19 protein-coding genes are annotated in these 23,806 nt (G+C 70.6%); 10 read left to right on the top strand and 9 right to left on the bottom strand.

What is annotated here, in order from left to right:
• Positions 1-2,450: fibronectin type III domain-containing protein (locus AB4030_RS16310; protein WP_442280264.1), on the bottom strand; the 2,450-nt coding region annotated here is incomplete at its 3' end.
• Positions 2,451-2,857: 407 nt separating this feature from the next.
• Here AB4030_RS16310 and AB4030_RS16315 point away from each other — a divergent pair.
• Positions 2,858-3,769: a hypothetical protein gene (locus AB4030_RS16315; protein ID WP_442280265.1), complete on the top strand. Its 912-nt coding sequence runs from the start codon at positions 2,858-2,860 to the stop codon at positions 3,767-3,769.
• A 146-nt stretch (positions 3,770-3,915) separates the two neighbouring features.
• Here AB4030_RS16315 and AB4030_RS16320 read toward each other — a convergent pair whose 3' ends face one another.
• Positions 3,916-6,846 (bottom strand): vitamin B12-dependent ribonucleotide reductase, encoded by a 2,931-nt coding sequence (locus tag AB4030_RS16320; RefSeq protein ID WP_442280266.1) that lies wholly within the window; start codon positions 6,844-6,846, stop codon positions 3,916-3,918.
• A gap of 94 nt (positions 6,847-6,940) precedes the next feature.
• Positions 6,941-7,438: a transcriptional regulator NrdR gene (nrdR, locus tag AB4030_RS16325; protein WP_442280267.1), complete on the bottom strand. Its 498-nt coding sequence runs from the start codon at positions 7,436-7,438 to the stop codon at positions 6,941-6,943.
• Positions 7,439-7,952: 514 nt separating this feature from the next.
• On the opposite strand from nrdR, the gene AB4030_RS16330 reads away from it, so the two are divergent.
• The gene (locus AB4030_RS16330; protein ID WP_442280268.1) at positions 7,953-9,221 is read left to right on the top strand and encodes a sensor histidine kinase; all 1,269 of its coding nucleotides are present in this window, start codon (positions 7,953-7,955) and stop codon (positions 9,219-9,221) included.
• On the opposite strand, the gene AB4030_RS16335 is transcribed toward AB4030_RS16330, so the two are convergent.
• The 4 genes from AB4030_RS16335 to AB4030_RS16350 all read right to left on the bottom strand — a co-directional run bounded on the left by AB4030_RS16335 (position 9,127) and on the right by AB4030_RS16350 (position 12,587).
• Positions 9,127-9,828 carry a hypothetical protein gene (locus AB4030_RS16335; RefSeq protein WP_442280269.1) on the bottom strand — a complete coding sequence of 234 codons (702 nt, stop codon included), beginning with the start codon at positions 9,826-9,828 and terminating at the stop codon, positions 9,127-9,129. The two genes, AB4030_RS16330 and AB4030_RS16335, sit on opposite strands and share 95 nt — an antisense overlap.
• Positions 9,825-11,603 (bottom strand): alpha/beta hydrolase, encoded by a 1,779-nt coding sequence (locus tag AB4030_RS16340; protein ID WP_442280270.1) that lies wholly within the window; start codon positions 11,601-11,603, stop codon positions 9,825-9,827. The genes AB4030_RS16335 and AB4030_RS16340 overlap by 4 nt, the downstream gene beginning before the upstream one ends.
• On the bottom strand, positions 11,600-11,902 hold the full coding sequence (locus tag AB4030_RS16345) for a hypothetical protein (RefSeq protein WP_442280271.1): 303 nt from the start codon (positions 11,900-11,902) through the stop codon (positions 11,600-11,602). The genes AB4030_RS16340 and AB4030_RS16345 overlap by 4 nt, the downstream gene beginning before the upstream one ends.
• 262 nt (positions 11,903-12,164) lie before the next feature.
• The gene (locus tag AB4030_RS16350; RefSeq protein WP_442280272.1) at positions 12,165-12,587 is read right to left on the bottom strand and encodes a LysM peptidoglycan-binding domain-containing protein; all 423 of its coding nucleotides are present in this window, start codon (positions 12,585-12,587) and stop codon (positions 12,165-12,167) included.
• A gap of 228 nt (positions 12,588-12,815) precedes the next feature.
• On the opposite strand from AB4030_RS16350, the gene lexA reads away from it, so the two are divergent.
• Positions 12,816-13,541 carry a transcriptional repressor LexA gene (gene lexA, locus AB4030_RS16355; protein ID WP_442280273.1) on the top strand — a complete coding sequence of 242 codons (726 nt, stop codon included), beginning with the start codon at positions 12,816-12,818 and terminating at the stop codon, positions 13,539-13,541.
• A 12-nt stretch (positions 13,542-13,553) separates the two neighbouring features.
• On the top strand, positions 13,554-14,450 hold the full coding sequence (locus AB4030_RS16360) for a hypothetical protein (RefSeq protein ID WP_442280274.1): 897 nt from the start codon (positions 13,554-13,556) through the stop codon (positions 14,448-14,450).
• Between the two features lie 61 nt (positions 14,451-14,511).
• Here the strand turns inward: AB4030_RS16360 and AB4030_RS16365 are convergent, their stop codons facing one another.
• Both AB4030_RS16365 and AB4030_RS16370 read right to left on the bottom strand, forming a co-directional pair.
• Entirely contained in the window at positions 14,512-15,465 is a 954-nt protein-coding gene (locus AB4030_RS16365) for a Sir2 family NAD-dependent protein deacetylase (protein WP_442280275.1), read from the bottom strand.
• A 4-nt stretch (positions 15,466-15,469) separates the two neighbouring features.
• Positions 15,470-17,023 carry an AMP-binding protein gene (locus tag AB4030_RS16370; protein ID WP_442280276.1) on the bottom strand — a complete coding sequence of 518 codons (1,554 nt, stop codon included), beginning with the start codon at positions 17,021-17,023 and terminating at the stop codon, positions 15,470-15,472.
• A 118-nt stretch (positions 17,024-17,141) separates the two neighbouring features.
• Between AB4030_RS16370 and AB4030_RS16375 the strand changes: the two genes are divergently transcribed.
• The 6 genes from AB4030_RS16375 to AB4030_RS16400 all read left to right on the top strand — a co-directional run bounded on the left by AB4030_RS16375 (position 17,142) and on the right by AB4030_RS16400 (position 23,800).
• Entirely contained in the window at positions 17,142-18,326 is a 1,185-nt protein-coding gene (locus AB4030_RS16375; RefSeq protein WP_442280277.1) for an acetyl-CoA acetyltransferase, read from the top strand.
• A 90-nt stretch (positions 18,327-18,416) separates the two neighbouring features.
• Complete coding sequence (locus AB4030_RS16380) at positions 18,417-19,364, top strand: LysR family transcriptional regulator (RefSeq protein ID WP_442280278.1); 948 nt, start codon at positions 18,417-18,419, stop codon at positions 19,362-19,364.
• A gap of 61 nt (positions 19,365-19,425) precedes the next feature.
• Complete coding sequence (locus tag AB4030_RS16385) at positions 19,426-20,007, top strand: peroxidase-related enzyme (RefSeq protein WP_442280279.1); 582 nt, start codon at positions 19,426-19,428, stop codon at positions 20,005-20,007.
• A complete protein-coding gene (locus AB4030_RS16390) occupies positions 20,004-21,527 on the top strand; it encodes a gamma-glutamyltransferase (protein WP_442280280.1) in 1,524 nt (507 codons plus the stop codon). The genes AB4030_RS16385 and AB4030_RS16390 overlap by 4 nt, the downstream gene beginning before the upstream one ends.
• A gap of 78 nt (positions 21,528-21,605) precedes the next feature.
• A complete protein-coding gene (locus tag AB4030_RS16395; RefSeq protein WP_442280281.1) occupies positions 21,606-22,931 on the top strand; it encodes a class I SAM-dependent methyltransferase in 1,326 nt (441 codons plus the stop codon).
• The gene (locus tag AB4030_RS16400; RefSeq protein WP_442280282.1) at positions 22,928-23,800 is read left to right on the top strand and encodes a DUF1295 domain-containing protein; all 873 of its coding nucleotides are present in this window, start codon (positions 22,928-22,930) and stop codon (positions 23,798-23,800) included. The genes AB4030_RS16395 and AB4030_RS16400 overlap by 4 nt, the downstream gene beginning before the upstream one ends.
• Positions 23,801-23,806 lie beyond the last annotated feature (6 nt).

A 23,806-nucleotide genomic window follows, 5' to 3' on the forward strand; every position in this document is an offset into this window, starting at 1 on the left:
CCGGCCAGCTCATCGACACTCACATGGGTCTCCCCCGCCGAGGAGTAGGTCAGCGTGATCGTCGACCCCGCCGGCAACGCCTTGACCGACAGCGCGACCACCGTGACCGCGCGGTCACCCGCCGACCCGTCGTTGACGTCCCGAACCACTGCATACGTGTTGCCCGCGCTGTCCTTGACCGACACGGCACCCGTGATGCTCGTCGAGGACAACAACGACGACACCACCAGGGTGTGCCCCGCCTGCACCCCGCTCGAGCCGACCGTCAGGGCGGTCGTCGTCCGCGCCGCCGACGCCGTCGCCGACGCGACCCGACCCACGTAGCCCGCCGCCACCGCGGCCTGCGGAGTCGCCGACACCTCGTTCGACAACGGCGACGTCCCGACCGCGTTCACCGCAGCCACCCGGTAGAAGTACGCCGTCCCGTTGCTGACCGACGTGTCGGTGAAGCTGGTCCCGCTCACGTTCGAAGCGACCGGCGTCGCACCTTCAGCGCCCGCGCTCGTCCCGCGGTACACGTTGTACCCCGTCACCGCCGACCCACCATTCGACGCCGGAGCCGTCCACGACAACGCCACCGTCGCGTTTCCGGCCACCGCCGCCAACGACAGCGGGCTCGACGGGGGCGTCGCCCGAGGAGTCGCCGATGCCTCGTTCGACAGAGCCGACGTCCCGACGGCATTCACCGCAGCCACGCGGTAGTAGTACGCCGTCCCGTTGACCAACCCGGTGTCCGTGAAGCTGGTACCGCTCACGTTCGAAGCGATCGCAGTCGCGGACTCACCACCCGCACTCGTGCCCCGGTAGACGTTGTACCCCGTCACCGCCGACCCACCATTCGACGCCGGAGCCGTCCATGTCAGCGCCACCGTCGTGTTGGTGGCCGCCGCCGCCAAGGACTGCGGGGCCGACGGCACCGTCGCAGCAGACTGCGGGGTCGCCGACGCCTCGTTCGACTGCGGCGACGTGCCCACGCCGTTCACGGCTGCGACTGTGTAGAAGTACGTCGCGCCGTTGCTGACGGACGTGTCAGTGAAGCTCGTCAAGGCCACGTTCGAAGCCACCGGCACCGACGACTCACCACCCGCGCTCGTCCCGCGGTACACGTTGTACCCGGTGATTCCCGAACCGCCGTCCGACGCCGGCATCTGCCAGGACAGGGCCACCGAGGTGTCGCCCGCCGAGGCCACGAGGCCCACGGGCGCCGACGAGACCGTCGCGCGCGGGGTCGCCGACGCCTCGTTGGACTGTGGCGACGTGCCGACGGCGTTCACCGCAGCCACCTTGTAGTAGTACGCGCTGCCATTCACCTCGCCCGTGTCGGTGAAGCTCGTCGCCCTGACGTTCGTGGCGATCGGGGTCGCACTCTCCCCTCCGGGAGCCGAACCGCGGTAGATGGTGTAACCCGTGATCGCCGACCCACCGTCGGACGCGGGCGCCGTCCACGAGAGTGTCACGGACGCGTTACCGGCCACCGCCGCCAACCCGGTGGGCGCCGTGGGCGCCGTCGGTTGCGTGGACTGAGGCGTCGCGGACGCCTCGTTCGACTGCGGCGACGTGCCGACCGCGTTCACGGCCGCAACGGTGTAGAAGTACGTCGTGCCGTTGACTCGGCCCGTGTCGGCATACGTGGTCGTCTTGACGTTCGTCGCGATCGGCGTCGTGCTCTCGCCCCCAGCGCTCGTGCCGCGGTAGATGGTGTAGCCCGTGACAGGCGACCCTCCATCGGACGTCGGCGCGGCCCACGACAGGTTCACCGAGCCGTCGCCCGCGACGGCGGCCAGGCTCTGCGGCGCCGTTGGGGCCGCGGCAGCCGCCGTCCCGATCTGGACCCAGGGGTGCGACTCGTCGATCCGGCCGCTGACGAAGCTGCCGTTGACGCAGTGTCCGCTGTCGACTCCACCCCCGTTGAGCACCTGGCCCGAGTCAAGGTAGGTCGTCGTGGCCCCGCCCAGGGTGATCTTCACGTCGGGGATGGCACCGGAGTTGACGCATGATGCCGTGTTCCCCCCGTTGTAGGAGTTGGGAGCGAAGTCCGAGCCGTCGAAGTTGGTCGAGTTCTGCGCGCCGGTTTCGGTGAGGACGAGCGTCCCGTGCGCCTTGACCGTCAGGTTGGAACCCCAGAGGTTGTAGGTGCTCGAGCCGATCGTGACCACCGGGTGGATGCCGGTGACGTCGACACTGCCGGGATTGTCCAGACGGAGCGCTGCCGCGTCCCAGCACGTCGTGCTGTTGGGGTATGCCGGGCATGGCGAGCCGACGTAGCTCGTCGGGTCGGTGTATGGCCACGGTTTCGGCTGCTTCGCACTCGACGCGACGGAGTGCGTGTCCATGTAGCCGACGAAGACGTTCAGGGGCGTCGCAGCCTCTGCAGGCGCGAGCACCGACCCCACCGACTGGAGGACCAGCGCGGCGACGCCAACCACAGCGGCGACGGTGCTCCTGGCCATCCATCGACGCCTCGGGTGCGGGTGATGTGCCCCGACAAACCATGAAAAAAACCGGAACAGCCTGTGCCATGACGGAATTCGCATCACGCACCCCTCCCGACAACTCCCACTCCACCTCATCAAAGGTTGCGCTCAGGGCGCGGGAAGGCACTCATGCGAACGTACTACGTCTTTGTCGAGGGCCGCCGCGAACACGACCCCGAGCCCCACGAGTCCGAAGGCGGCCGACGCGGCCACGGTCGCGGCATACGCTCCGCGGGTGAATCCGGCGAACAGGATCGTGCCGGCGATCGCAGCGCCCAGGGAGGAGCCTTGGTCACGTGGCGCCGTCTTGCGTCGTCAGCCCGTCCGCGCGATGCGCCCTGTGGTTTCTCGTCCAGCTGCCGGTCCAGGGTGATCGCGGGTCGATGAGGGAGAGGAAGCTCGGGGCTGACCCTGGCGACAGCGCGCGCTACGGCGGCGAGCGGACCGCCGTCGTCGGCTCCGGCCACTCGGCCCTGACCGCGCTGGTGGCACTGGCGACCCTGGCCGACCGGGTGCCGGGCACCACGGCGGTGTGGGTGCTGCGTCGCAGGGCTGTCGACAGCGCGTTCGGCGGCGGCGACGCCGACCAGCTTCCCGCCCGCGGCGCGCTGGGCCTGCGGGCGCGCGATGCCGTGGCCGCCGGGCACATCGAGGTCGTCACCGGCTTCCGCACCCAAGCCATCGAACACGCGTCCGAGCAGACGCGCGGCGCTGGCTCGCTGACGCTCGTCAGTCAGGACGGGGCCCGTATCGACGGCGTGGACGAGGTCATCGGCCTCACGGGGTTCCGGCCCGACCACTCCATGCTGTCCGAGGTGCGGCTGCGCCTCGACACCCGCCTCGAGGCCCCGGCCGCGCTGGCCCCGCTCATCGACCCGAACGTCCACTCCTGCGGCACCGTGTACCCGCACGGCGCGACCGAGCTATCCCACGACGAACAGGACCTCTACGTCGTCGGGCTGAAGTCCTACGGCCGCGCGCCCACCTTCCTGGCCCTCACCGGCTACGAGCAGGTCCGCTCCGTCGCCGCGGCCCTCGACGGCGACCACGAAGCAGCCTCCCGTGTCGAGCTCACCCTCCCGGAGACGGGCGTCTGCGGCGGTGCCGGCCTCTTCGACGACGCTGCTCCCGAGGGCAACGGCGAAGGCGGTGGGGGCTGTTGCAGTCCCACCCCGGGAGTGGATCAGCGGTCCCTTCCGGTCGCCGCGATGCCGACGGTGCGCGCCGCCTCGCAGCTGATCCCGATCGGCGTCTTCGCCGGCGGCGCGGGAGCGTGCGGGCCCTCCGGATGCTGAGCCACAGCGCGGAGAAGGCCCGGCCCCCTTTCGGGGAGCCGGGCCTTCTCGCCAGCGAAATGCCACTCTGATGATCCGCGACATTGCTGACCAAGTGAATGTCACTCGTGCTCAAGCAGTTTGCGACATTCCTTGAGGGTTGACTGTCAGCTGCAGCCGCTGGTGCTTCCGCAACCCTCGCAGACGTAGCAGGAGCCGGCGGGACGCATCTTCGTGCCGCAGGTCATGCAGATCGGCGCGTCAGCGGTGATGCCACCGAACTTCTCGAGCAGCTCGGCCGAGCTGTGCACGTCGTTCGAGATCTCACGGGCAGAGGCAGCCCCCGCGCCTGACTTGACCTCGGCAGCAGCCGCCGGCGACTCTGCCTTGGTCGCCTCGTCCGACTTGGGCTCGGCCTTCTTCGAGACCGGAGCCGACTGCTGCAGCGACTCGAGCTCGTCCTCGAGATCCTCGTCGGACTCGTCGGACTCGATCGCCTCGTAGGAGCCGGTCTCGACCTGACGGGCCCGCTCGGACGCCGTGTGGATGCCCATGAAGGAGCGAGTGTCGAAGTCGAGGTAGTCGAGCGCCAGACGGCGGAAGACGTAGTCCATGATCGACTGCGCCATGCGGACGTCGGGGTCGTCGGTGAGGCCGGCCGGCTCGAAGCGGAGGTTCGTGAACTTCTCCACGAACGTCTCGAGCGGCACGCCGTACTGGAGCCCGATGGAGACCGCGATCGAGAAGGCGTCCATCACGCCGGCCAGGGTCGAGCCTTGCTTGCCGAACTTGAGGAAGATCTCGCCGAGCTGCTGGTCGTCGTAGGTGCCGGCCGTGAGGTAGCCCTCGGCGCCACCGACGGCGAACGACGTCGTCTGCGAGCTGCGGCGCTTGGGCAGGCGGCGACGGACCGGACGGTACTCGATGACCTTCTCGACCTTGACGTCGGCGGCAGCGGCGTCCGCAGCAGCCTTGTTGTCCTTCGCCGTGGAGCCACCGTCGGACAGCGGCTGGCCGACCTTGCAGTTGTCGCGGTAGATCGCGAGCGCCTTGATGCCGAGCTTCCAGCCCTGCATGTAGACGTCCTGGATCTCCTCGACCGTGGCCGTCTCGGGGAGGTTGACCGTCTTGGAGATGGCACCCGAGAGGAACGGCTGGGTCGCGGCCATCATGCGCACGTGACCCATGGCCGAGATCGAACGAGCACCCATGGCGGTGTCGAAGACCTCGTAGTGCTCGGGCTTGAGGCCGGGCGCGTCGATGACGTGGCCCTTGTCGGCGATGTACTCGACGATGGCCTCGATCGACTCCTGCTGGTAGCCGAGCTTCTTGAGCGCGCGAGGAATGGTGAGGTTGACGATCTGCATCGAGCCGCCACCGACGAGCTTCTTGAACTTGACGAGCGAGAAGTCCGGCTCGATGCCGGTCGTGTCGCAGTCCATCATGAAGCCGATGGTGCCGGTCGGCGCGAGGACCGACGCCTGGGCGTTGCGGTAGCCGTGCTTCTCACCGAGCTTGACGACGTCGTCCCACGCCTTCGTCGCGAGCTGGTGGACGTCGGAGTCCATCGCGTCGAGCGTCTTGATGTTGTCGTTGGCGGCCTGGTGCTTGCGCATGACCCGCTTGTGGGCGTCCGCGTTGCGGGCGTAGCCGGCGTAGGCGCCGACGACCGAGGCCATCTCGGCGGAGCGCTTGTAGGCGGCGCCCGTGAGCAGCGAGGTGATCGAGGCGGCCAGGGCGCGCCCGCCCTCGGAGTCGTAGCCGTGACCGGTCGCCATGAGCAGCGCGCCGAGGTTGGCGTAGCCGATGCCGAGCTGGCGGTAGTTGCGGGTCGTCTCGCCGATGGGCTCGGTCGGGAAGTCCGCGAAGCAGATGGAGATGTCCATCGCGGTGATGACGAGCTCGACGACCTTCTGGAAGGTGACGGCGTCGAACGTGTCGTCGTCGCGGAGGAACTTCAGCAGGTTGAGCGAGGCGAGGTTGCACGAGGAGTTGTCGAGCGACATGTACTCCGAGCACGGGTTGGAGGCCGTGATGCGGCCCGTCTCGGGGTTGGTGTGCCACGCGTTGATCGTGTCGTCGTACTGGATGCCCGGGTCGGCGCACTCCCACGCGGCCTTGGCGATCTTGCCGAAGAGCTCACGGGCGTCGACGGTGTCGATGACGGAGCCGTCGGAGCGCGAGCGCAGGCCGAACTCCGTGCCGTCCTCGACGGCCTTCATGAACTCGTCGTTGACGCGGACCGAGTTGTTGGCGTTCTGGTACTGGACGGAGACGATGTCCTTGCCGCCGAGGTCCATGTCGAAGCCGGCGTCGCGCAGGGCGCGGATCTTGTCCTCCTCGCGCGCCTTGGTCTCGACGAACTCCTCGATGTCCGGGTGGTCGACGTCGAGCACGACCATCTTGGCCGCGCGGCGGGTGGCGCCGCCCGACTTGATGGTGCCGGCGGAGGCATCGGCGCCGCGCATGAAGGAGACGGGGCCGGAGGCCGTGCCGCCGGAGGAGAGCAGCTCCTTGGAGGAGCGGATGCGGGAGAGGTTGAGGCCGGCACCGGAGCCGCCCTGGAAGATCTTCCCCTCCTCCTTGTACCAGTTGAGGATCGAGTCCATCGAGTCGTCGACGGAGAGGATGAAGCACGCCGAGACCTGCTGGGGGCTCTTGGTGCCGACGTTGAACCACACCGGCGAGTTGAACGAGAAGACCTGGTGCAGGAGGGCGTGAGTCAGCTCGTGCTCGAAGATCTCGGCGTCCTCGGGCGAGGCGAAGTAGCCGTTGCTCTTGCCCGCGGCGGCGTACGTCAGCACGACGCGGTCGATGAGCTGCTTGAGCGAGACCTCGCGGGCCGCGGTGCCGACGGCGCCGCGGAAGTACTTGGTGGTCACGATCGTGCTGGCGTTGACCGACCAGAAGTCGGGGAACTCGACGCCGCGCTGCTCGAAGATCGTCTCGCCCGTCTTCCAGTTCTGCTGGACGACGTCGCGCTTCTCCCACGTCACCTCGTCGTACGGGTGCACGCCGGGCGTGGTGTAGATGCGCTCGATCTTGACGCCCTTGGCGCCAGCCTTGGAGCGTGAGCTGCGGTTACCGATCTCCGTCATGTCGTGCGGCCTCCCTGACCGTGTCTGCTGCTGGTGGTGAGTCTTGCGGGGAGCACCGACAGTGGGTGGTGCTCCGGTGGTGCGTGGAGGGTGGTTACCGCGGGGCGTCGAACCGGGCGGGAGCGCTGGGCTCCTCCCCCAGCGCGGCGCGCTCGGCTCGCAGGAGCGCGATGGCCCCTTCGAAGTCCTCGAGGCTCTCCCACGCCTGGTAGACGCTGGCGAACCTGAGGTACGCGACCTCGTCGAGCTCGCGGAGCGGTTCGAGGACGGCCATGCCGACCTCGTGCGCCTCGATCTCGGCGTTTCCCTGCGACCGGATCGCCTCCTCGACCTTCTGGGCGAGAAGGGCCAGGTCGTCCTCGCTGACGGGGCGCCCCTGGCATGCCTTGCGCACGCCGGTGAGGACCTTGGCCCGGCTGAACGGCTCCGAGGCACCCGACCGCTTGATCACGTTGAGGCTCGAGGTCTCGAGCGTGGTGAAGCGGCGGTTGCACTCGGGACACTGCCGACGCCGGCGGATGCAGGCGCCGTCGTCGGTCGTGCGCGAGTCGATGACCCGCGAGTCGGTGTGGCGACAGAACGGACAGTGCACGCCTGGTCACCTTCCCTTCCCGAGATCCAGTCGTTCCAACGAGATGCGGCCGCCCCGCATGCCGAGTGCCGCCCCTCCCCGATGCTGGTCGGTGTTCGTGGGACCGACGTGGGCTGGGGATGGAGCTGGGGACGACTTGGGGATGACCTGTGCGTAACCCCCGATTGCCTGGGGACTACATGTGGACGTCTTACATCTGTGTAACTACTAGATGTAGGGGTAACTGTAGGCATGGTGTGACCCCGATCGCAAGCACACGATGCAGGTCCGGCGCGTCGAGCCGCTGACCTGCACAAATGCCACTCGGGTCCCAGGCGCACCGGGCGTGTCGCAGCACGTGGCGCCCCCGCCACCCCCACATCTTGGGGTGGGCGACATCCGAGCATCCATCATCTTCCGCTTCCCCGACGAGCCCAGACACGCCTGCGTATGCCGTGGGGCCGGCGACCGGGGGTGCACGACATGGCACGTCCGGGTGCTTGCTCGTGGAGCGGCGATGTCAGAGGCTTCGCGGGTGACAAACCGGACACCAGTGCACGACGTCCTCGACCCGGGACAGCAGCGAGAGGAAGCGCTGGCCGTCTACGGCGTCCTCTTCGACGCACCCCAGCGCGAGCTGCAGGCCCTCGTGGACATCGCCGCCCAGGTGTGCGCGGTCCCGCGCGCCGCCATCAACATCATCACCTCGACGCAGCAGCAACAGATCGCCACGACCGGCTTCGCCGCCTCGATCTGCGCCCGCGAGGACTCGATGTGCGCCGCGGTGCTCGACGACACCGACCGGGTCGTCGTCCCGGACGCCAGCCTCGACGACCGCTTCCGCGAGAACCCCTTCGTGACAGGGATCCTGGGCACCGTCCGCTTCTACGCCTCCGCGCCCCTGACGACGCCGGACGGCGTCATCATCGGCCGTCTGTGCGTCTTCGACTCGCAGCCGCGCGAGCTGGTCGAGGCCCAGGAGGAAGCGCTCGTCGCGATCGCCGAGCGCGTCGTCGACGTGCTCGAGCTGCGCCTGCGGACCCGCGAGCTGGAGGACTCCCTCGCTGCCCTGACCCAGACGAGGGACGAGCTGCACCGCTCCAACGAAGCACTGTCGGTCTTCGCCGGCCAGGTGAGCCACGACCTGCGCACCCCGCTCACCGCGATCATGGCCAGCACGGAGATGCTAGGCCAGCAGCCCGCCGTCGCCGGTGACGTCTGGACGGGGCGCCTCGTCGCCACCGCCCATCGTTCCGCAACCCGGATGGCCGGGATGATCGAGCAGATCCTCGCCCATGCCAGGGTCGGGGCCGAGCTGCACCGGGCCGACACGGACCTGGACGTCGTGCTCGCCTCGGTGCTGGAGGACCTCGCACCGACCCTCGAAGCCAGGTCGGCGAGCGTCATGGCGGGCGAGCTGCCGACGCTGCCCGCCGACGGGCAGCAGCTCTACTCGGTGTTGCTCAACCTCGTCTCCAACGCGGTGAAGTACGCCCGCCCCGGCGTGCCGCCCGTCATCGAGGTGTCCGGCGAGCGCAGGGGCGAGAGCTGGCGACTCTCGGTGCGTGACAACGGCATCGGGATCTCGGCCGGCGACCGCGACCTGGTGTTCGGCCTCTTCAACCGGGTCGAGACCTCGGTCGACGGCAGTGGCATCGGTCTGGCCACCGTCAAGCGAATCATCGAGGCGCACGGCGGCACGATCGGGATCAGCTCGGTGGAGGGGCCGGGGACCGACGTGTGGTTCGAGCTCCCGGCGGTGGTGGATGGTCCCGACGAGTCGGATGCGACCTCGGCAGCCTGACGGGGCGGCGAGCCCGCGCGAGGGCGACCATCGCCAGCACGACGGCGACGAACGCCCGTGGGTCCTGAGCAAGGACCTGGACAAGCAGCAACATGTAGGCCCACAGCGCCGACCCGTCGTCGAGGGACCTGCCGAGAGCCTCCGCCCCCGAACGGCCGGCGTCATCGAGCAGGACCGCGGTGGCCTGGACGGCTGCACCGGCCAGGGCCGCCCCGACGGCCCAGCGCAGCCGGCGCAGCCACGGACGGGCTTGTCGCCCTGGCAGGACCGGAGTGCGTGATGGCTCGAAGCCGCTCGCCCCGGACGGCGCGCAGCCTCGGGCCGTCGGACGCAGGCTGGGCTGTGCCAGTGCACGGACGAGCACGCGCCCGAAGGCCACGACACCGAGCAGCGCGGCGGGAGAGAGTGCGTGGAGCGCGCCGTCGCCGGCGGCCGTCCCACCCGCCGTGATCCAGCCGACCACGACGTACGGCAGTGTCTGGAGGAAGGCCAGCGAGAGACACGCGGTGACGACGAGGCGGTCGCGGCGCGCAGCCACGGCCACCCGGTCGACGTCGGGGTCCACGTCGGGGCTCACGTCGGGGCTCACGTCGGCGTCGGCGCTCAAGGGACCAGCCTGGGCCAGCTCAGCGGGTTGGTCCCGAGACTCGGGCCCGTCGTCGTGCAGGCACGCTCGTCAGCGCCCTGGAGGACCCGGAGGTCAGGCCGGCCGGCGGCGATGACCACGAGGTTGCGCTCGCTGTCCGTGCCGGCACGCAGGTAGTCGGAGTGTCCGGCTGAGGTGCGCCCCACGTCGACGAACTCCGACCTGGAGTGCAGCCAGTGGTTGCAGCCGGACCCGGCCTTCTTCAGCGCGAAGGTCGACAGCCGGGTCGCGCCGGCCACCTCGGCGGCCGGTGTGCCGTGCACCATCCACCCGTAGTTGAAGACGTCGTCGCCGACCGCTCCCAGGACGTTGAGGGAACCGGGCTTGAGCGCGCTTCGCGACACGTCGGAGAACGGCAGCCCGGGCGCGCCGAAGACGGCCACGTCGTCCACGGCGCTCGTGCGCAGGGACGCGAAGCCCGCGAGCGTGGCCCCGTAGGAGTGGGCCCACACGGTCTGGTGGGCGGGCCGGTCACGCCCCGCCTCGATGCCGGTCGCGAAGTCGGCGAGGGCTCCGGCATTGTCGCGGGCGAGCTTGGCGTTCAGCACGTTCCGGTCGATGGAGCTGACGATCTCGTGCACCTGCGGGGCGTCGTAGCCCATCCAGGTCACGATGGCGACGTCCTGCCCGGCCGCGACCGACCGGGCTTCGGAGCGCATGCGCACGAAGATGTCGTCGTAGCGGCGCAGGTCCGTGCCGACCATCGTGGACAGGCCACCCACGAAGGTCACGACATGCTCGGCCCGGTCGACGTCCCCGAGCGCCACCACCGCCTTGACGTCGAGCCCCCTCGGGTCGATGAGCAGGAGCAGCCGCTCGCCACCGTCACGACGTGCGAGCACGTCGCGGACCGCCTGGAGTGCGGCGACGTGCTCATCGGCGCGGGTGCGCTCTGCGGCGTTGCCGACCCATCCCGAACGTCGTGCCTCACGGGCCTTGGTCCACGCCACCTCCTCCGCTCGCGCGAGCAGCACGAGGTTGGCTTCGTGGCGTGCCGTGGCAGGCACACCGTCACGCGGCCCCACCCACTCCGGGTGGTCACGGATCGCCCTGCGACGCTCCTCGTCGGTCATCGAGCGCCACCAGGCTGCAGAGGCGAACACCTGGGCGCTGACACCCCCGGCGGCCGAGGCGGTCGGTGGCGGTGCCAGTGACCCGAGCACCGAGGCACCGACACCGGCACCGGCACCGGCTGCCGACGTCGCGCCTCGGGCCGATGACAGCAGTGCGCGAAGCAGCTCGTCGTCGGTCTCGGCAGCCGCCCGGCGCGCCTGGGCCAGGCACGCATGCACCTCGGCACGCAGCAGCTCGTCGAGGCGGGCACGGCGTGCCTCCAGGGCGGGATGACCGAGTGAGGCCCGGACCGGGAGGAAGAGACGCCCGTCGTCATCGATCCACGCGCCCTCGTCGACCGCGCGCCGGTCGGCCCGACGAACCAGGTCGATGGCCGCCTCCAGGCGGCCGGCCGCGTGTCCCACGGCCTGACCAGCCACGGCGATGCTCGCCGCCAGCCGACCCAGCCCGGCAATGACGACGGCGTACCGGTCTGCGGCGGCCGATGATGCGGCACCCGACCATCGTGGGGCGGCTGCTCGACGCCAGAGCACCAGCTCGGCCAGCACCACGACCCGTCGCCGACGGTCCTCGAGGCCCCTGCTGACGGCAACGAGGGACTGCGGACGGCTCGCGCGGATGTCGCGCACCGACAGCGTCAGCGACCCACCGGCAACGGTCACCGGAGGCCGCCGAACGATCCTTCGACGCTCTGCCGCGCTGCACGCTCGACCGCGTCGTAGGTGTCGGCTGCCGCTGCCAGGGATCGCCCCAGCTCCTTCAGCTCCCAGCGCGTCCCGGCCAACCGAGCCGTCCACGCCGCGGCGACGTCACGCAACGCTGCGCCGGTCCGGCTGCCCGGAAGGGCCGCGGCCACCGGCGTCAGCTCGTCCGCGATCCCGAGTCGTTGAACCCGCACCAGGACCTCGTCGATCGTGCTGACGTCGTCGCGCAGTGCGGCCGTGTCCACCTCGTAGCGCATGCCCTGCTCCTCTCCCCAGGACGGCAACGCTAGGCCGCACGCGGCGCGGCGCTCGTGCGTCATCCACAGGCCCCGGGACGACAGCAGAACGCCGCACCCCTGGTCTGGGGTGCGGCGTCCGTGGCGGGAACGACGGGGTCGAAGCGCCGCTACCGCCAGCCGCTGAAGGTGGAGCCAACGCGGCGGATCAGGTGGGATGGTCGAAGCGCAAGCACGGACGCGGCATACGCGATCGACCAGAGCCCGGATGGGCTGGCCGAGGTCAACGTCCCGGGATGACGAGCTGCTGACCGGCGTGGAGCGCCGTGGAGCTGAGTCCGTTGGCGACCTGGAGCTCGACCACCGCGTCCGCCGTCGACACCCCGGGCAGCTCACGGGCGGCGACACCCGACAGCGTCTGGCCCGACTGGACCGTGACGGTGCGCGGCTCGCCGGTGGCCGACGCGAGCTGGCCGGCCAGACCCACACCGAGAAGGGCGACGACCGTCGCGACGAACAGGGTCACGACGAGCCGACCGAACCGCGTCAGGCGCACGGGTGGCCGCGTGAGGCGCGCCGCGCGGGCGGCCCGGGTGGCGTCCCGGCCGGTGGGCACCAGGACGAGACGGGGCCGACCGGTCGGCAGCGACCGCGCAGGCTCCTCGGTGTGCGGCGAACGAACGGCCTCGAGGACGATGGCGCTCATGGTGACCTCCCCTTGCTTCGGATCTGGCGAACACATGTTCGATAGAACGTCTGTACGAGTTCTAGCACGTATGTTCGATGAAGTCGAGACACGCCTCGAACAGGTGTTTGGCAACTGTGTTCGAACCTCGTAGTCTCTGCTCACACCAGAAACCTCACCAGCCACCACTGACACTGGCCCCGCGCCGAGCGTCACACCGCGGTCTGACGAGCTGACGAAAGGGACACCATGGGCGTCACCGAGCTTCCCGATCGCGAGACCGGCGACGGCCTCACCGTCCGCCAGCGACGGGTGCTCGAGGTCATCCGCAACTCCGTCGACCGCCGCGGCTACCCCCCGAGCATGCGCGAGATCGGCGACGCGGTCGGCCTGGCCAGCCCCTCCAGCGTCTCCCACCAGCTCAACGCCCTCGTCGCCAAGGGCTACCTGCGGCGTGACCCCAACCGGCCGCGCGCGCTCGAGGTCGTCTCCCCCGACGCCAAGGCCGAGGAGCTGGGCTACCGCGGGGGCGACGCGACGCCGCAGCGTGCGCGGGGCGACCAGTACGACACCGACACCGACTCGGGCGACGCCCGCCCGGAGGCCTCCTACGTCCCCGTGCTCGGGCAGATCGCCGCCGGCGTGCCGATCACGGCCGAGGAGGTCGTGGAGGACGTCTTCCCGCTCCCCAAGCAGCTCGTCGGCGAGGGCGACCTCTTCCTGCTCAAGGTCAACGGTGACTCGATGGTCGACGCCGCCATCTGCCACGGGGACTGGGTCGTCGTGCGCCAGCAGCAGCACGCCGACAACGGTGACGTCGTGGCGGCCATGCTCGACAACGAGGCGACGGTCAAGACGTTCAAGCGCAAGGACGGCCACGTGTGGCTAATGCCGCACAACCCCGACTTCTCCCCCATCGACGGCGACCACGCCACGATCCTCGGCAAGGTCACGGCCGTCCTGCGTCGCATCTGAGCCCGCGGTCCGATGACACCGTCACGCACTCGGGACGTCGTCCTCACCTACCGGTACCTGCGCGGGGCGATGATCGCCCTGCTGCTCATGCTGCTGCTCTCGGTCGGCTACCAGTGGTGGTGGGAGACGGACCACTCGTGCTGGCTCGGGTCGATCAGCGCCTACTACTACACGCCCGCGCGCTCGGTCTTCGTCGGCTCGTTGTGCGCCCTCGGCGTCAGCCTCATCGCCTACAAGGGTCACTCCCCCGAGGAGGACGTGCTCCTGAACTTCTCGGGCCTCATGGCCTTCGTCGTGGCCATGGTGCCGACCGTGCCCGACGCACGGTGCGGACCGAACGCCTACACCCAGACCCCGGTGGAGATCGCTGCCGCCGTGCGCAACAACATCTGGTCGCTCGTCGTCGTGGCGGTCAGCGCCGCGGTCGTCGCCGCCTGGCTGAAGCGCGGCGCCACGACCCGCGATCCCAGTGAGCTCCCCACCGCGCGCTCGGTCGTCATCACCGTCGTCTGCGGTGCGGTCCTGCTCGGCGAGCTCACGCTCTTCCTTCTGCTGCGCGACCGGTTCATCGCGTTGAGCCACGGCATCGCCGCAGGCACCATGGTGGCGGCAGTCATCGCTGTCATGGTGCTCAGCGCGCTGCGCGCGGAGGAGCGCCACCAGTCCGTCGCCTCCCACCAGGGTGCCACCTACAAGCGGATCTACATCGCGATCGCGGTCGCCCTGGCCGTCGCCCTCGTGGTGACGGTGCTGACGGCCCTGACCTGGAGTGGACTCGACCACCTCGTCCTCATCTCCGAGGCCATCATCATCGTGCTCTTCTGCACCTACTGGGGTGTGCAGACCAAGGAGCTGTGGGACCTGCGCGACGGCACAGAAGCGCGACCGGTGAGGTCCGTAGCCGAGTAGCCTTCTGGTCGTGGGCGATTCGTCGCCATCCGATGCCGACGATGCTCAGGCGTTCGGAAGCTCAGAAGGTCAGGGAGCAGCGGAGGTCCTCCAGGGTCGGGCCGAGCGGGGCGTGCAGCCGCAGCGTCGCCTGCGCGTCGCCCCGCGTGGCCGAGCGCGTGACGATCGCGACCGGCACGCCGCGCTGGTGCGCGCGACGCACGAAGCGGTACCCGCTCATCACGGACAGCGACGACCCGAGCACGAGCACCGCGCCGGCGCCCTCGACGATCGAGAAGCACTGCTCGACAAGGGCTTTGGGCACCGACTCACCGAAGAAGACGACGTCGGGCTTGACGGTGTCGTTGCCGCAGACCAGGCAGCGCGGCGCGTGGAACGAGTCGACGAGCGCGTCGGCGAGCACGATGTCACCGTCGGGCCGCACCTGCTCCCCCCACTGCGAACCCACCGTGCGTGCAGCCTCGGCGAAGCGCTCCATGAAGCCGGGGTTCGCCTCGGTCATCCTCTGGTGCAGGCCGATTCGCGAGGTGTACTCACCGCAGGTGAGACAGACGGCACGGTCGAGGGAGCCGTGCAGCTCGATGACGTCGGTCGCTCCCGACGCCTGGTGCAGGCCATCGACGTTCTGCGTGATGATCGGCCCGACGTACCCGGCCGCCTGCAGGTCGGTGACGACGCGGTGGCCCTCGTTGGGCTCGGCCGCGTTGAAGCGCTGCCAGCCGATGTAGCTGCGGGCCCAGTAGCGTCGTCGCGCCTCGGGCGATCCCGCGAACTCGCCGTACGTCATCGGCTCGACGCGGCGGGTCCCGTCCGGTCCCCGGTAGTCGGGGATGCCGGACTCCGTCGAGAGGCCGGCACCGCTGAGCACGACCACCCCACCACCACTGACCAGGTCCACGAGGTCGTCGAACGTGCCGAGGTCGTGCGTCTCGAGCGGCAACGTGCGCGAGGTCGAGAGCCGCGTCGTCGCCGCGGTGAGCGTCGGTTGCGGAGGTATGCCGTTCAGCTGATGCACCCGGTCAGCCTACGTCGGCTGCCGCCGCCTCCCGGTCCCATGTCGAGGGTGTGACAGCACGTCGGCGAAGCTCCGCCTTGCGCACCTTGGCCGTGGGAGTTCGCGGCAGCTCGTCGACGAGCTCGACGTAGCGCGGACGCGCGAAGCGCGGCAGGACGGAGTCGACGCGCTGGACGAGCTCCGCGCAGTCGAGGCTCACGCCCGGGGCGGGGACGACGGCCAGCATCACCTCGTCCTCGGTGCCGGCAGGGACCGACGGCACGGCGTAGGCGGCCACCTCGGCGACGCCCTCGAGTGCCGCGACCGCGCTCTCGACCTCGAAGGACGAGATGTTCTCGCCGCGGCGACGGATGCAGTCCTTGGTCCGGTCGACGAAGGTCACCCAGCCCTCGGCGTCCATGACCCCGGAGTCTCCGGTGTGGAACCAGAAGCTGCGCCACGCCGCGACCGTCGCCTCGGGCAGCCCGTGGTAGCCGGCCATGAAGCCGAACGGCACCCGCGGGCGGACCATGATCTCCCCGACGGTTCCTCTCGGTACCGGCGCGTCGGTTTCCGGGTCGCGCACCTCCACCTCGAACCAGCGGTCGAGGACGAGACCGGCCGTGCCGGGCCGCGACTGCCCCAACCGGCCGTAGAGCGGGATGTTGACCTCCGTCATGCCGTATGCCGTCACGACCTCGGGCACGCCGAAACGCTCCCGCCACGCGGCTTCGTGCGCGGGAGGGTTCGGCACGGGACACACGACGCGGAGGCCAAGCTCCCGGTCGTCGGCGCGGGGCGGCTGGGCGATGACGAACTCGGACATCGAGCCGAGGAGGTTGGACACCGTGCAGCGGTGCACGCGCACGTCCCGGCTCCAGGAGCTCGCGCTGAACCGGGGGCGCAGGACCGCGCTGGCCCCGGCCAGGATCGTCGCCCCGAGCTGCATGAAGAGCCCGTTGGCGTGGAAGAGCGGCATCGTGACGTAGTAGCGGTCCTCGCCCGCCAGGCCCAGCCCCTCGATGCTGCCCACACCGAAGAGGACGCAGTGGGCGTGCGGCATGACGACGCCCTTCGACGGGCCGGTGGTGCCCGAGGTGTACATGACGCAGGCGGTGTCGGCAGCCCGCGGCAGCGGCCCGTCCCATTCCGGCGCCGACTGCCATCCGGTGAGGTCGATGACCTCCAGGCCTGCGGCGGACCCGAGCGCGTCGCGGACGGCACGGGTTCCGGCGGCGTCAGCGACGACGAACCGGGCGCCGCAGTCGTCCAGCTGATGGGCGAGGAACGCACCCTCGAGGGCGGTGTTGACAGGCACGATGACGGCACCGAGCCGGCCGAGGCCCAGCCACACCCGGACGAAGTCGAGGCCGCTGGGGAGCAGCACCGCCACCGGGTCTCCGCGGCCCACCCCGACGGACGCGAGTCGGGACGCCACCCGACGCGCGTCACGTGCGGCGGCGGCATACGACAGCGAGCCCTGCCCGATGACGTGGACCAGCTCGCGACCACCCAGCTCGTCGGCTCGCTGCTCGAGCACGAGCGGGAGCGCCCAGCGAGTCACGTCATCGTCGAACATGACTGCCAGACAACCACTCCCACGCGGGGATCCCCGTGTGGCGGGACGATACTGGCGGAGCGGCGAAGTGGCCGCCCGACCCACGGCAGGTCTCGGCACGCGAGCTAGCGTGAGCCGCATGAGCCTGCGCGACGCCTTCGGCACCGATGTCCTCGTCACCGGTTGGGGCCACACCCGGTTCGGCCGCCTCGACGACGAGTCCCTGGAGAGCCTCGTCGTCAGCGCGGCCAGCGAGGCCCTGGAGTGCGCAGGGGTCGAGCCGGGGCAGGTCGACGAGGTCGTGCTCGGCACCTTCAACTCGGGGATGTGGCCGCTCGGCTTCGCGTCGTCACTCGCCCTCCAGGTCAGCGACGACCTCGCGAACGTGCCCGCGACGCGCGTCGAGAATGCCTGCGCGTCGGGCTCGGCGGCCGTGCAGCAGGGCGTCAAGTCGATCCTCGCGGGGACGGCCCGGACCGTCCTCGTCATCGGCGCGGAGAAGATGACGCACGCACCCGCCGACGTCGTGGGCGCAGCACTGCTCGGCGCGGACTACGAGCTGGCGGGACGCGCGTCGACGACGGGCTTCGCCGGGCTCTTCGCCGACGTCGCCCGGCACTACGAGAAGCTCCACGGCCCGGTCGTCGACACCCTCGGCTCGATCGCCGCGAAGAACCACCGCAACGGCGTCCTCAACCCCTACGCGCAGCTGCGCAAGGACCTCGGCGAGGACTTCTGCCGGACGGTGTCGGACCGCAACCCCGTCGTCGCCGACCCGCTGCGCCGGACCGACTGCTCACCGGTGTCCGACGGCGCCGCCGCCCTCGTGCTCTCGACGCGCCCCACCGGTGGCCGTGTCGACCCGGTGCGCCTCGCCGGCTTCGGCCACGCCAACGACTTCCTGCCCGCTGGCAAGCGCGACCCGCTCGCGTTCGCGGGGACCACGGCCGCCTGGGAGCGCGCGCTCGCCATGGCCGACGTCGACGTCGCGGGCCTCGACCTCGTCGAGCTCCACGACTGCTTCACCATCGCCGAGCTCGTCGTCTACGAGGCGATCGGCCTCGCGGCGCGGGGCGAGGGGCACCGACTCCTCGAGGCCGGCGCCGTGCACCGCGACGGCCGACTGCCGGTCAACGTCTCCGGCGGGCTCAAGGCCAAGGGCCACCCCGTCGGCGCCACGGGGGTCTCACAGCACGTGCTGGCCGCGATGCAGCTGTCCGGCACGGCCGGTGACATGCAGCTGCCGACGGCGCGGCGAGCCGCCATCCACAACATGGGCGGTCTCGCAGTGGCCAACTACGTGAGCGTCCTCGAGTCGGTCTAGGGCCGGCTCCGGCCGCCGGCGCCCCATCCCCAGGGTCTACGCGACATCCAGATTCTACCGTTTTCCATAATCATCGGTTATGATGGACGCATGATCGATGCTGCCGGCCTGCGGGTCATGAAGGCCATCGCCGACGAGGGAAGCTTCACGAGCGCCGCCAACGCGCTCGGCTTCACCCAGCCGGCCATCTCGCAGATGGTCCGGCGCCTCGAGCAGCGCACCGGAACCGTCCTCGTCGAGCGCTACGGCCGCCAGGTGCGCCTCACCGAGGCCGGTCAGGTCCTCGCCCGCCACGCGGTCGGCGTCCTCGCCGCTCTCGACGCCGCCGAGGAGGAGATCACGGCCATCGCCGGGCTGCGCGCCGGACGGGTCCGCCTGCAGGCCTTCCCCAGCTCGTCGGCCACGCTCGTGCCGCGCACGCTGGCCATCCTCAAGGCCCGCCACCCCGACATCACCGTGACCTTCACCGAGGCGGAACCGCCGGAGTCGCTCGCTGCCCTGCGGCGCGGCGACTGCGACGTCGCGGTGGCGTTCGCCTATGAGGGCGGCGACCTGGGCGAGCTCGAGGAGGACCTCTCGCTGCTCGTCACGCGCCGGCTCATGGACGACGAGGTGCGACTCGTCGTCCCCCGTGCCCACCCGCACGCCGGCGACGAGGCGGCGTCGCTCGCCGACTTCTCCGGCGAGGAGTGGATCGCCGGGTGCCCTCGCTGCCGCGGCCACCTGCTGTCCCTCGCCGACACCGCGGGGTTCCGCCCGAACGTCGCGTTCGAGACCGAGGACTACGTGGCCCAGCTCGGGCTCGTCACCGCCGGTCTCGGAGTGGCGCTCGTGCCCGACCTCATCCTCAACGCCGCCAAGCACGACGAGGTCGCGACCCTGCCGCTCACCCCCGCGTCGCGGCGGCAGATCCTCGCCGTCACGACCTCCGACCTCCAGCGCGTCCCCGCCGTCGCCGCGGCGCTCGACGCACTGTGCGAGGCCGCCGGCGCCGACCCCAAGGCGTCCCCCGCACAGCTGGTGGCAGCCAAGGCCTGACGGCCCCCAGCGCGCGGGCGCGTGAGGGGCGCGTGGCCACCACCCGGCATACGGTGGCCTCATGGGTGACCACGAGCGCATCTCCTACCTGCCCGTACCCGAGCGCGACGACGTCCCGGAGGGCGTGAGCCGCCTCTGGGACAAGGCGCAGGAGGCGTTCGGCTTCGTGCCCAACGTCTTCCGCGCCCAAGCCGTCAACGGCGAGCAGTTCCTCGCCTGGTGGGGCTACTTCAACCTCCTCGTCAACAAGGAGGGGCACCTGTCGAATGCCGACCGCGAGCTGCTGGCTGTCGTCGTCAGCAGCGTCAACCGCTGCACGTACTGCGAGGTGAGCCACGGCGCCGCGCTCCGCGAGTACACCGGCGACGCCGTCACGGCCGACCTCGTCGCGTCGAACTGGCGGCAGGCGGGGCTCGCCGAGCGGGAGTACGCCATGGCGTCCTACGCCGAGAAGCTCACGCTCCACCCCGCCGAAGTCACCGAGCGCGACCTCGAACCGCTGCGCGCCGTCGGGCTCGACGACCACCAGGTGGTCGAGCTCGTGCAGGTCGTCGGGATGTTCAACCTCACCAACCGCGTGTCGAGCGCCCTGGGCTTCGTGCCGAACCCGGAGTACCACTCGATCGGCCGAGCGACGTCATGACCCGGGTCGCGCTCTCCGCCCCGGGTCCGGGGGCCCTGCGGGCCGGACTCGAGGTGGCCTCCGAGGGCGGGAACGCCGTCGACGCGGCGATCGCCGCGTCCCTGGCCGCCATGAGCACGGAGCCCGGGGTCGTCAGCCTCATGGGGGGCGCCTTCGTCAACGTCTGGCTCGCCGGCTCCGACCCGGTCGTCATCGACGGCAACGTCGAGATGCCCGGCCGCGGCCTCGACGCGTCGGCGTTCGGCCACGGCGTGCGCCAGGTCCCCACCACCTACGGCGGCGGCGTGACGATCGGCGCTGGACACGCCGCGGTCGCGAACTCCGGTGCCGTGCAGGCACTGTCGGTGGCCAGGGACCGTTTCGGACTGGTGCCGTGGCGACGCCTCGTCGAGCCCTCTGCCCGGGCCTGCCGCGAGGGCTACCGAATCGGCGCAGCCGCGGCCCTCTACCTCGCCATCGTCCGCGACACCCTCTTCGGTCAGGATGGCGAGGCTCACGCACTGGTGACCGGGGCGGACGGCGGCCCGCTCGAGCCGGGCGAGACGTCCCTGAACGTCGATCTCGCCGACATCCTGGACCTGCTTGCGGCACAAGGCGTTTCACTCTTCACCACAGGCGCCGTCGGTCGGGTGCTCGCCGAGGACATGGCGGCGAACGGGGGCCTCGTCACCCAGGCCGACCTCACGGCATACCAAGCGGTCGTGCGCGCACCGACGATGCGGACCGTCGGGTCATGGGACATCGCCCTCAACCCGCCGCCTTCCGTTGGCGGCCCGATGCTCGCGGCGATGCTCGGCCAGCTCGCGCGACACGAGGACTGGACGTGGGCCGAGGTCATCGAGATCCAGCGTCGTGTCCTCGCCTACCGCCTGTCCGTCCACGACCAGTCCCGTGACCTCGACGCAGCGGGCCACGCACTTCTCCAAGCGGTCGAACGACACGGGCTGGCGGGACTGCCGACATCGGCCTCGACCGCTCACGTCTCTGCCGTCGACGAGCACGGGAACGCCTGCGCCATCACGATGTCCTGCGGATACGGCGCCGGCATGGTGATCCCCGGCACCGGCATCCTGCTCAACAACGCGCTCGGTGAGCCCGAGCTCAACCGTCTGGGCGTTCACGCCGTCGCGCCCGGGACCCGGCTCGCGTCCAACATGGCGCCGACGACCGGACGGAGCGCCTCCGGCACCGCGCTCGCGGTCGGCTCGCCCGGTGCCGACCGGATCACCACAGCCCTCATGCAGGTGCTCGGTCGTGGACTCCTGCGCGGCCACGACCTCCAGCACTCGATCAACGCGCCACGGTTGCACGTGCGGTTCATGGACGACGGCTCCCCACGCGTCGAGCACGAGCCGTCGGACGACATCGCCGCCGCGATCGAGGCCAGTGGTCTGCCGGCCCACCGTTTTCCCGGACCGCACATGTACTTCGGTGGGGTGGGCGCGGCCGTGCTCGGCCCCGACGGTCTCGTGGCCGCGGGCGACGCGAGACGCGACGGGGCCGTGGGGGTATCTCCATGACGGCTTGGCGCACCCTCCCATCCGACGCGCCACCGGCCCCGAATCATCCCGAGTAGACCCCAACGAGAGGCCACCCCGATGACCATGACCGACGACCGCCCCGACGCTCCCGTCTCAGCTACGGCCTCCTCCCGAGCGAACGGCATCGCTGCGCGGCTGGCGGCCGTCGTCGAGCCCCTCTTCGGCGGCCGTCTGCCCGTGCGCCTCAAGGCGTGGGACGGCACGGTCGCCGGCCCCACTGACGCGCCGACCGTCGTCCTGCGCGACCCGGCTGCCCTGCGCCGGCTCCTGCGCCACCCCGGTGAGCTCGGCCTCGCCCAGGCGTACGTCACGGGTGAGCTCGACGTCGAGGGGGACCTGCTCGACGGGTTCCGTCGTGTGTGGTCGACGGCCCGAGCCCTGACGGATGGTCGCCCGTCGGCCGGCGCCGTGGCCGCCGTCGCGAAGAACGGCATCCGCACCGCCTTCGACCTCGGCGTCGTCGGCCTGCCGCCCGAGCCGCCCGTGTCGCAGGCTCGGCTGCGTGGGCGCCTGCACACCAAGACCCGCGACCGCAGTGCGATCGAGCACCACTACAACCTGTCGAACGACTTCTACTCCCTCATCCTCGACCCGCACATGGCCTACTCCTGCGGCTACTGGACGAGCACCGAGCCCGGCTACGCCGGCGAGGACGCCCAGCGCGACAAGCTCGACCTCGTTTGCCGCAAGCTCGGGATCGAGCCCGGAGGCCGCCACCTCGACATCGGCTGCGGCTGGGGCTCGCTCTCGCTCCACGCAGCCGAGAAGTTCGGCGCGCACGTCGTCGGCGTGACGATCTCGAGCGAGCAGAAGGCGTTCGTCGACGCGCGGATCCGGGAGCGTGGGCTCGAGGAGCGGGTCGAGATCCGGTTGCAGGACTACCGCGAGGTCCCCGACGGCCCGTTCGACACGATCTCCTCGATCGAGATGGGTGAGCACGTCGGACAGCGCAACTACCCGACGTTCACCGGCCAGATCCACCGCCTGCTCAAGCCCGGTGGCCGGGCGCTGATCCAGCAGATGTCGCGCACGACCCGCCCCGGCGGTGGCCCGTTCATCGAGGCCTTCATCGCGCCCGACATGCACATGCGACCCGTCGGCGAGACCGTCGACCTCATCGAGCAGGCCGGCCTCGAGGTCCGCGACGTGCACGCGATGCGGGAGCACTACGTCTGGACCGTCAACGCGTGGTACAACACGTTCGAGGCCAACTGGGACCAGGTTGTCGCCATGGTCGGCGAGGAGGTCGGGCGCGTCTGGCGCCTCTACCTCGTCGGCGGCGCCCTCGCCTTCGAGGAGGGCCGGATGGGCGTCGACCAGATCCTCGCCGTCAAGCCGACGGCCGACGGCCGCAGCGGTATGCCGGCCGTGCGGGCCTGGTGACCACGGTGTCGTCGGCCTGGCCGACGTTCGCCCCCGCCGTCGAGGCCACCGGCTTCGACGGCGGGGCCTTCGGACGCACGCTGCTGCTCACGGCTCTTGCCGTCGTCGTCGTCCTCGGCATCACGTTCGCCGTGGCGCTGCGCGTCGGCAAGCAGGCCGTCATCGACGTGACGTGGGGGCTCGGTTTCGTGGCCATCGCCCTCACGGCCTTCGCCACGAGCGGCGGCCACGGGGACGACCTCCGACGCTGGCTCGCCCTCGGCCTCACGGCCGTGTGGGGGCTCCGGCTCGCCGGACACATCTTCAGCCGGTCGCGCGGCAAGGGCGAGGACCCCCGCTACGAGGCCATGCTCAAGCGCGCTGACGGCAACCCCAACGTCTACGCGCTGCTGCACATCTACCTGCCCCAGGGCGTCATCATGTGGTTCGTCTCCCTCCCGGTCCAGATCGCGATGTTCGTCGAGGGCGGGATCGCCTGGGTGCTGTGGCTCGGCGTGGTCGTCTGGGCCGTCGGTTTCTTCTTCGAGTCGGTGGGCGACCTGCAGCTGACCCGTTTCCGCAACGACCCTGCCAACAAGGGCACGGTGCTCGACACCGGGCTGTGGCGCTACACCCGGCACCCGAACTACTTCGGCGACGCCAGCGTGTGGACCGGACTCTTCCTCGTGGCGGCGAGCGCGTGGCCCGGCGTGCTGACGATCCTCTCCCCCGCCGTGATGGTGTGGAACCTCTACGGCGGTACCGGGAAGAAGCTCTTGGAGAAGGACATCGGCGACCGCCGTCCGGACTACGCCGACTACGTGCGCCGCACGAGCGGCTTCTTCCCGTGGCCGCCGAAGCCCGCCGACCCGTCGGCGACGAAGGACTGAGCACAC

The organism is Terrabacter sp. 2YAF2 (assembly GCF_052114705.1).
Classification (GTDB): Bacteria; Actinomycetota; Actinomycetes; order Actinomycetales; family Dermatophilaceae; genus Terrabacter.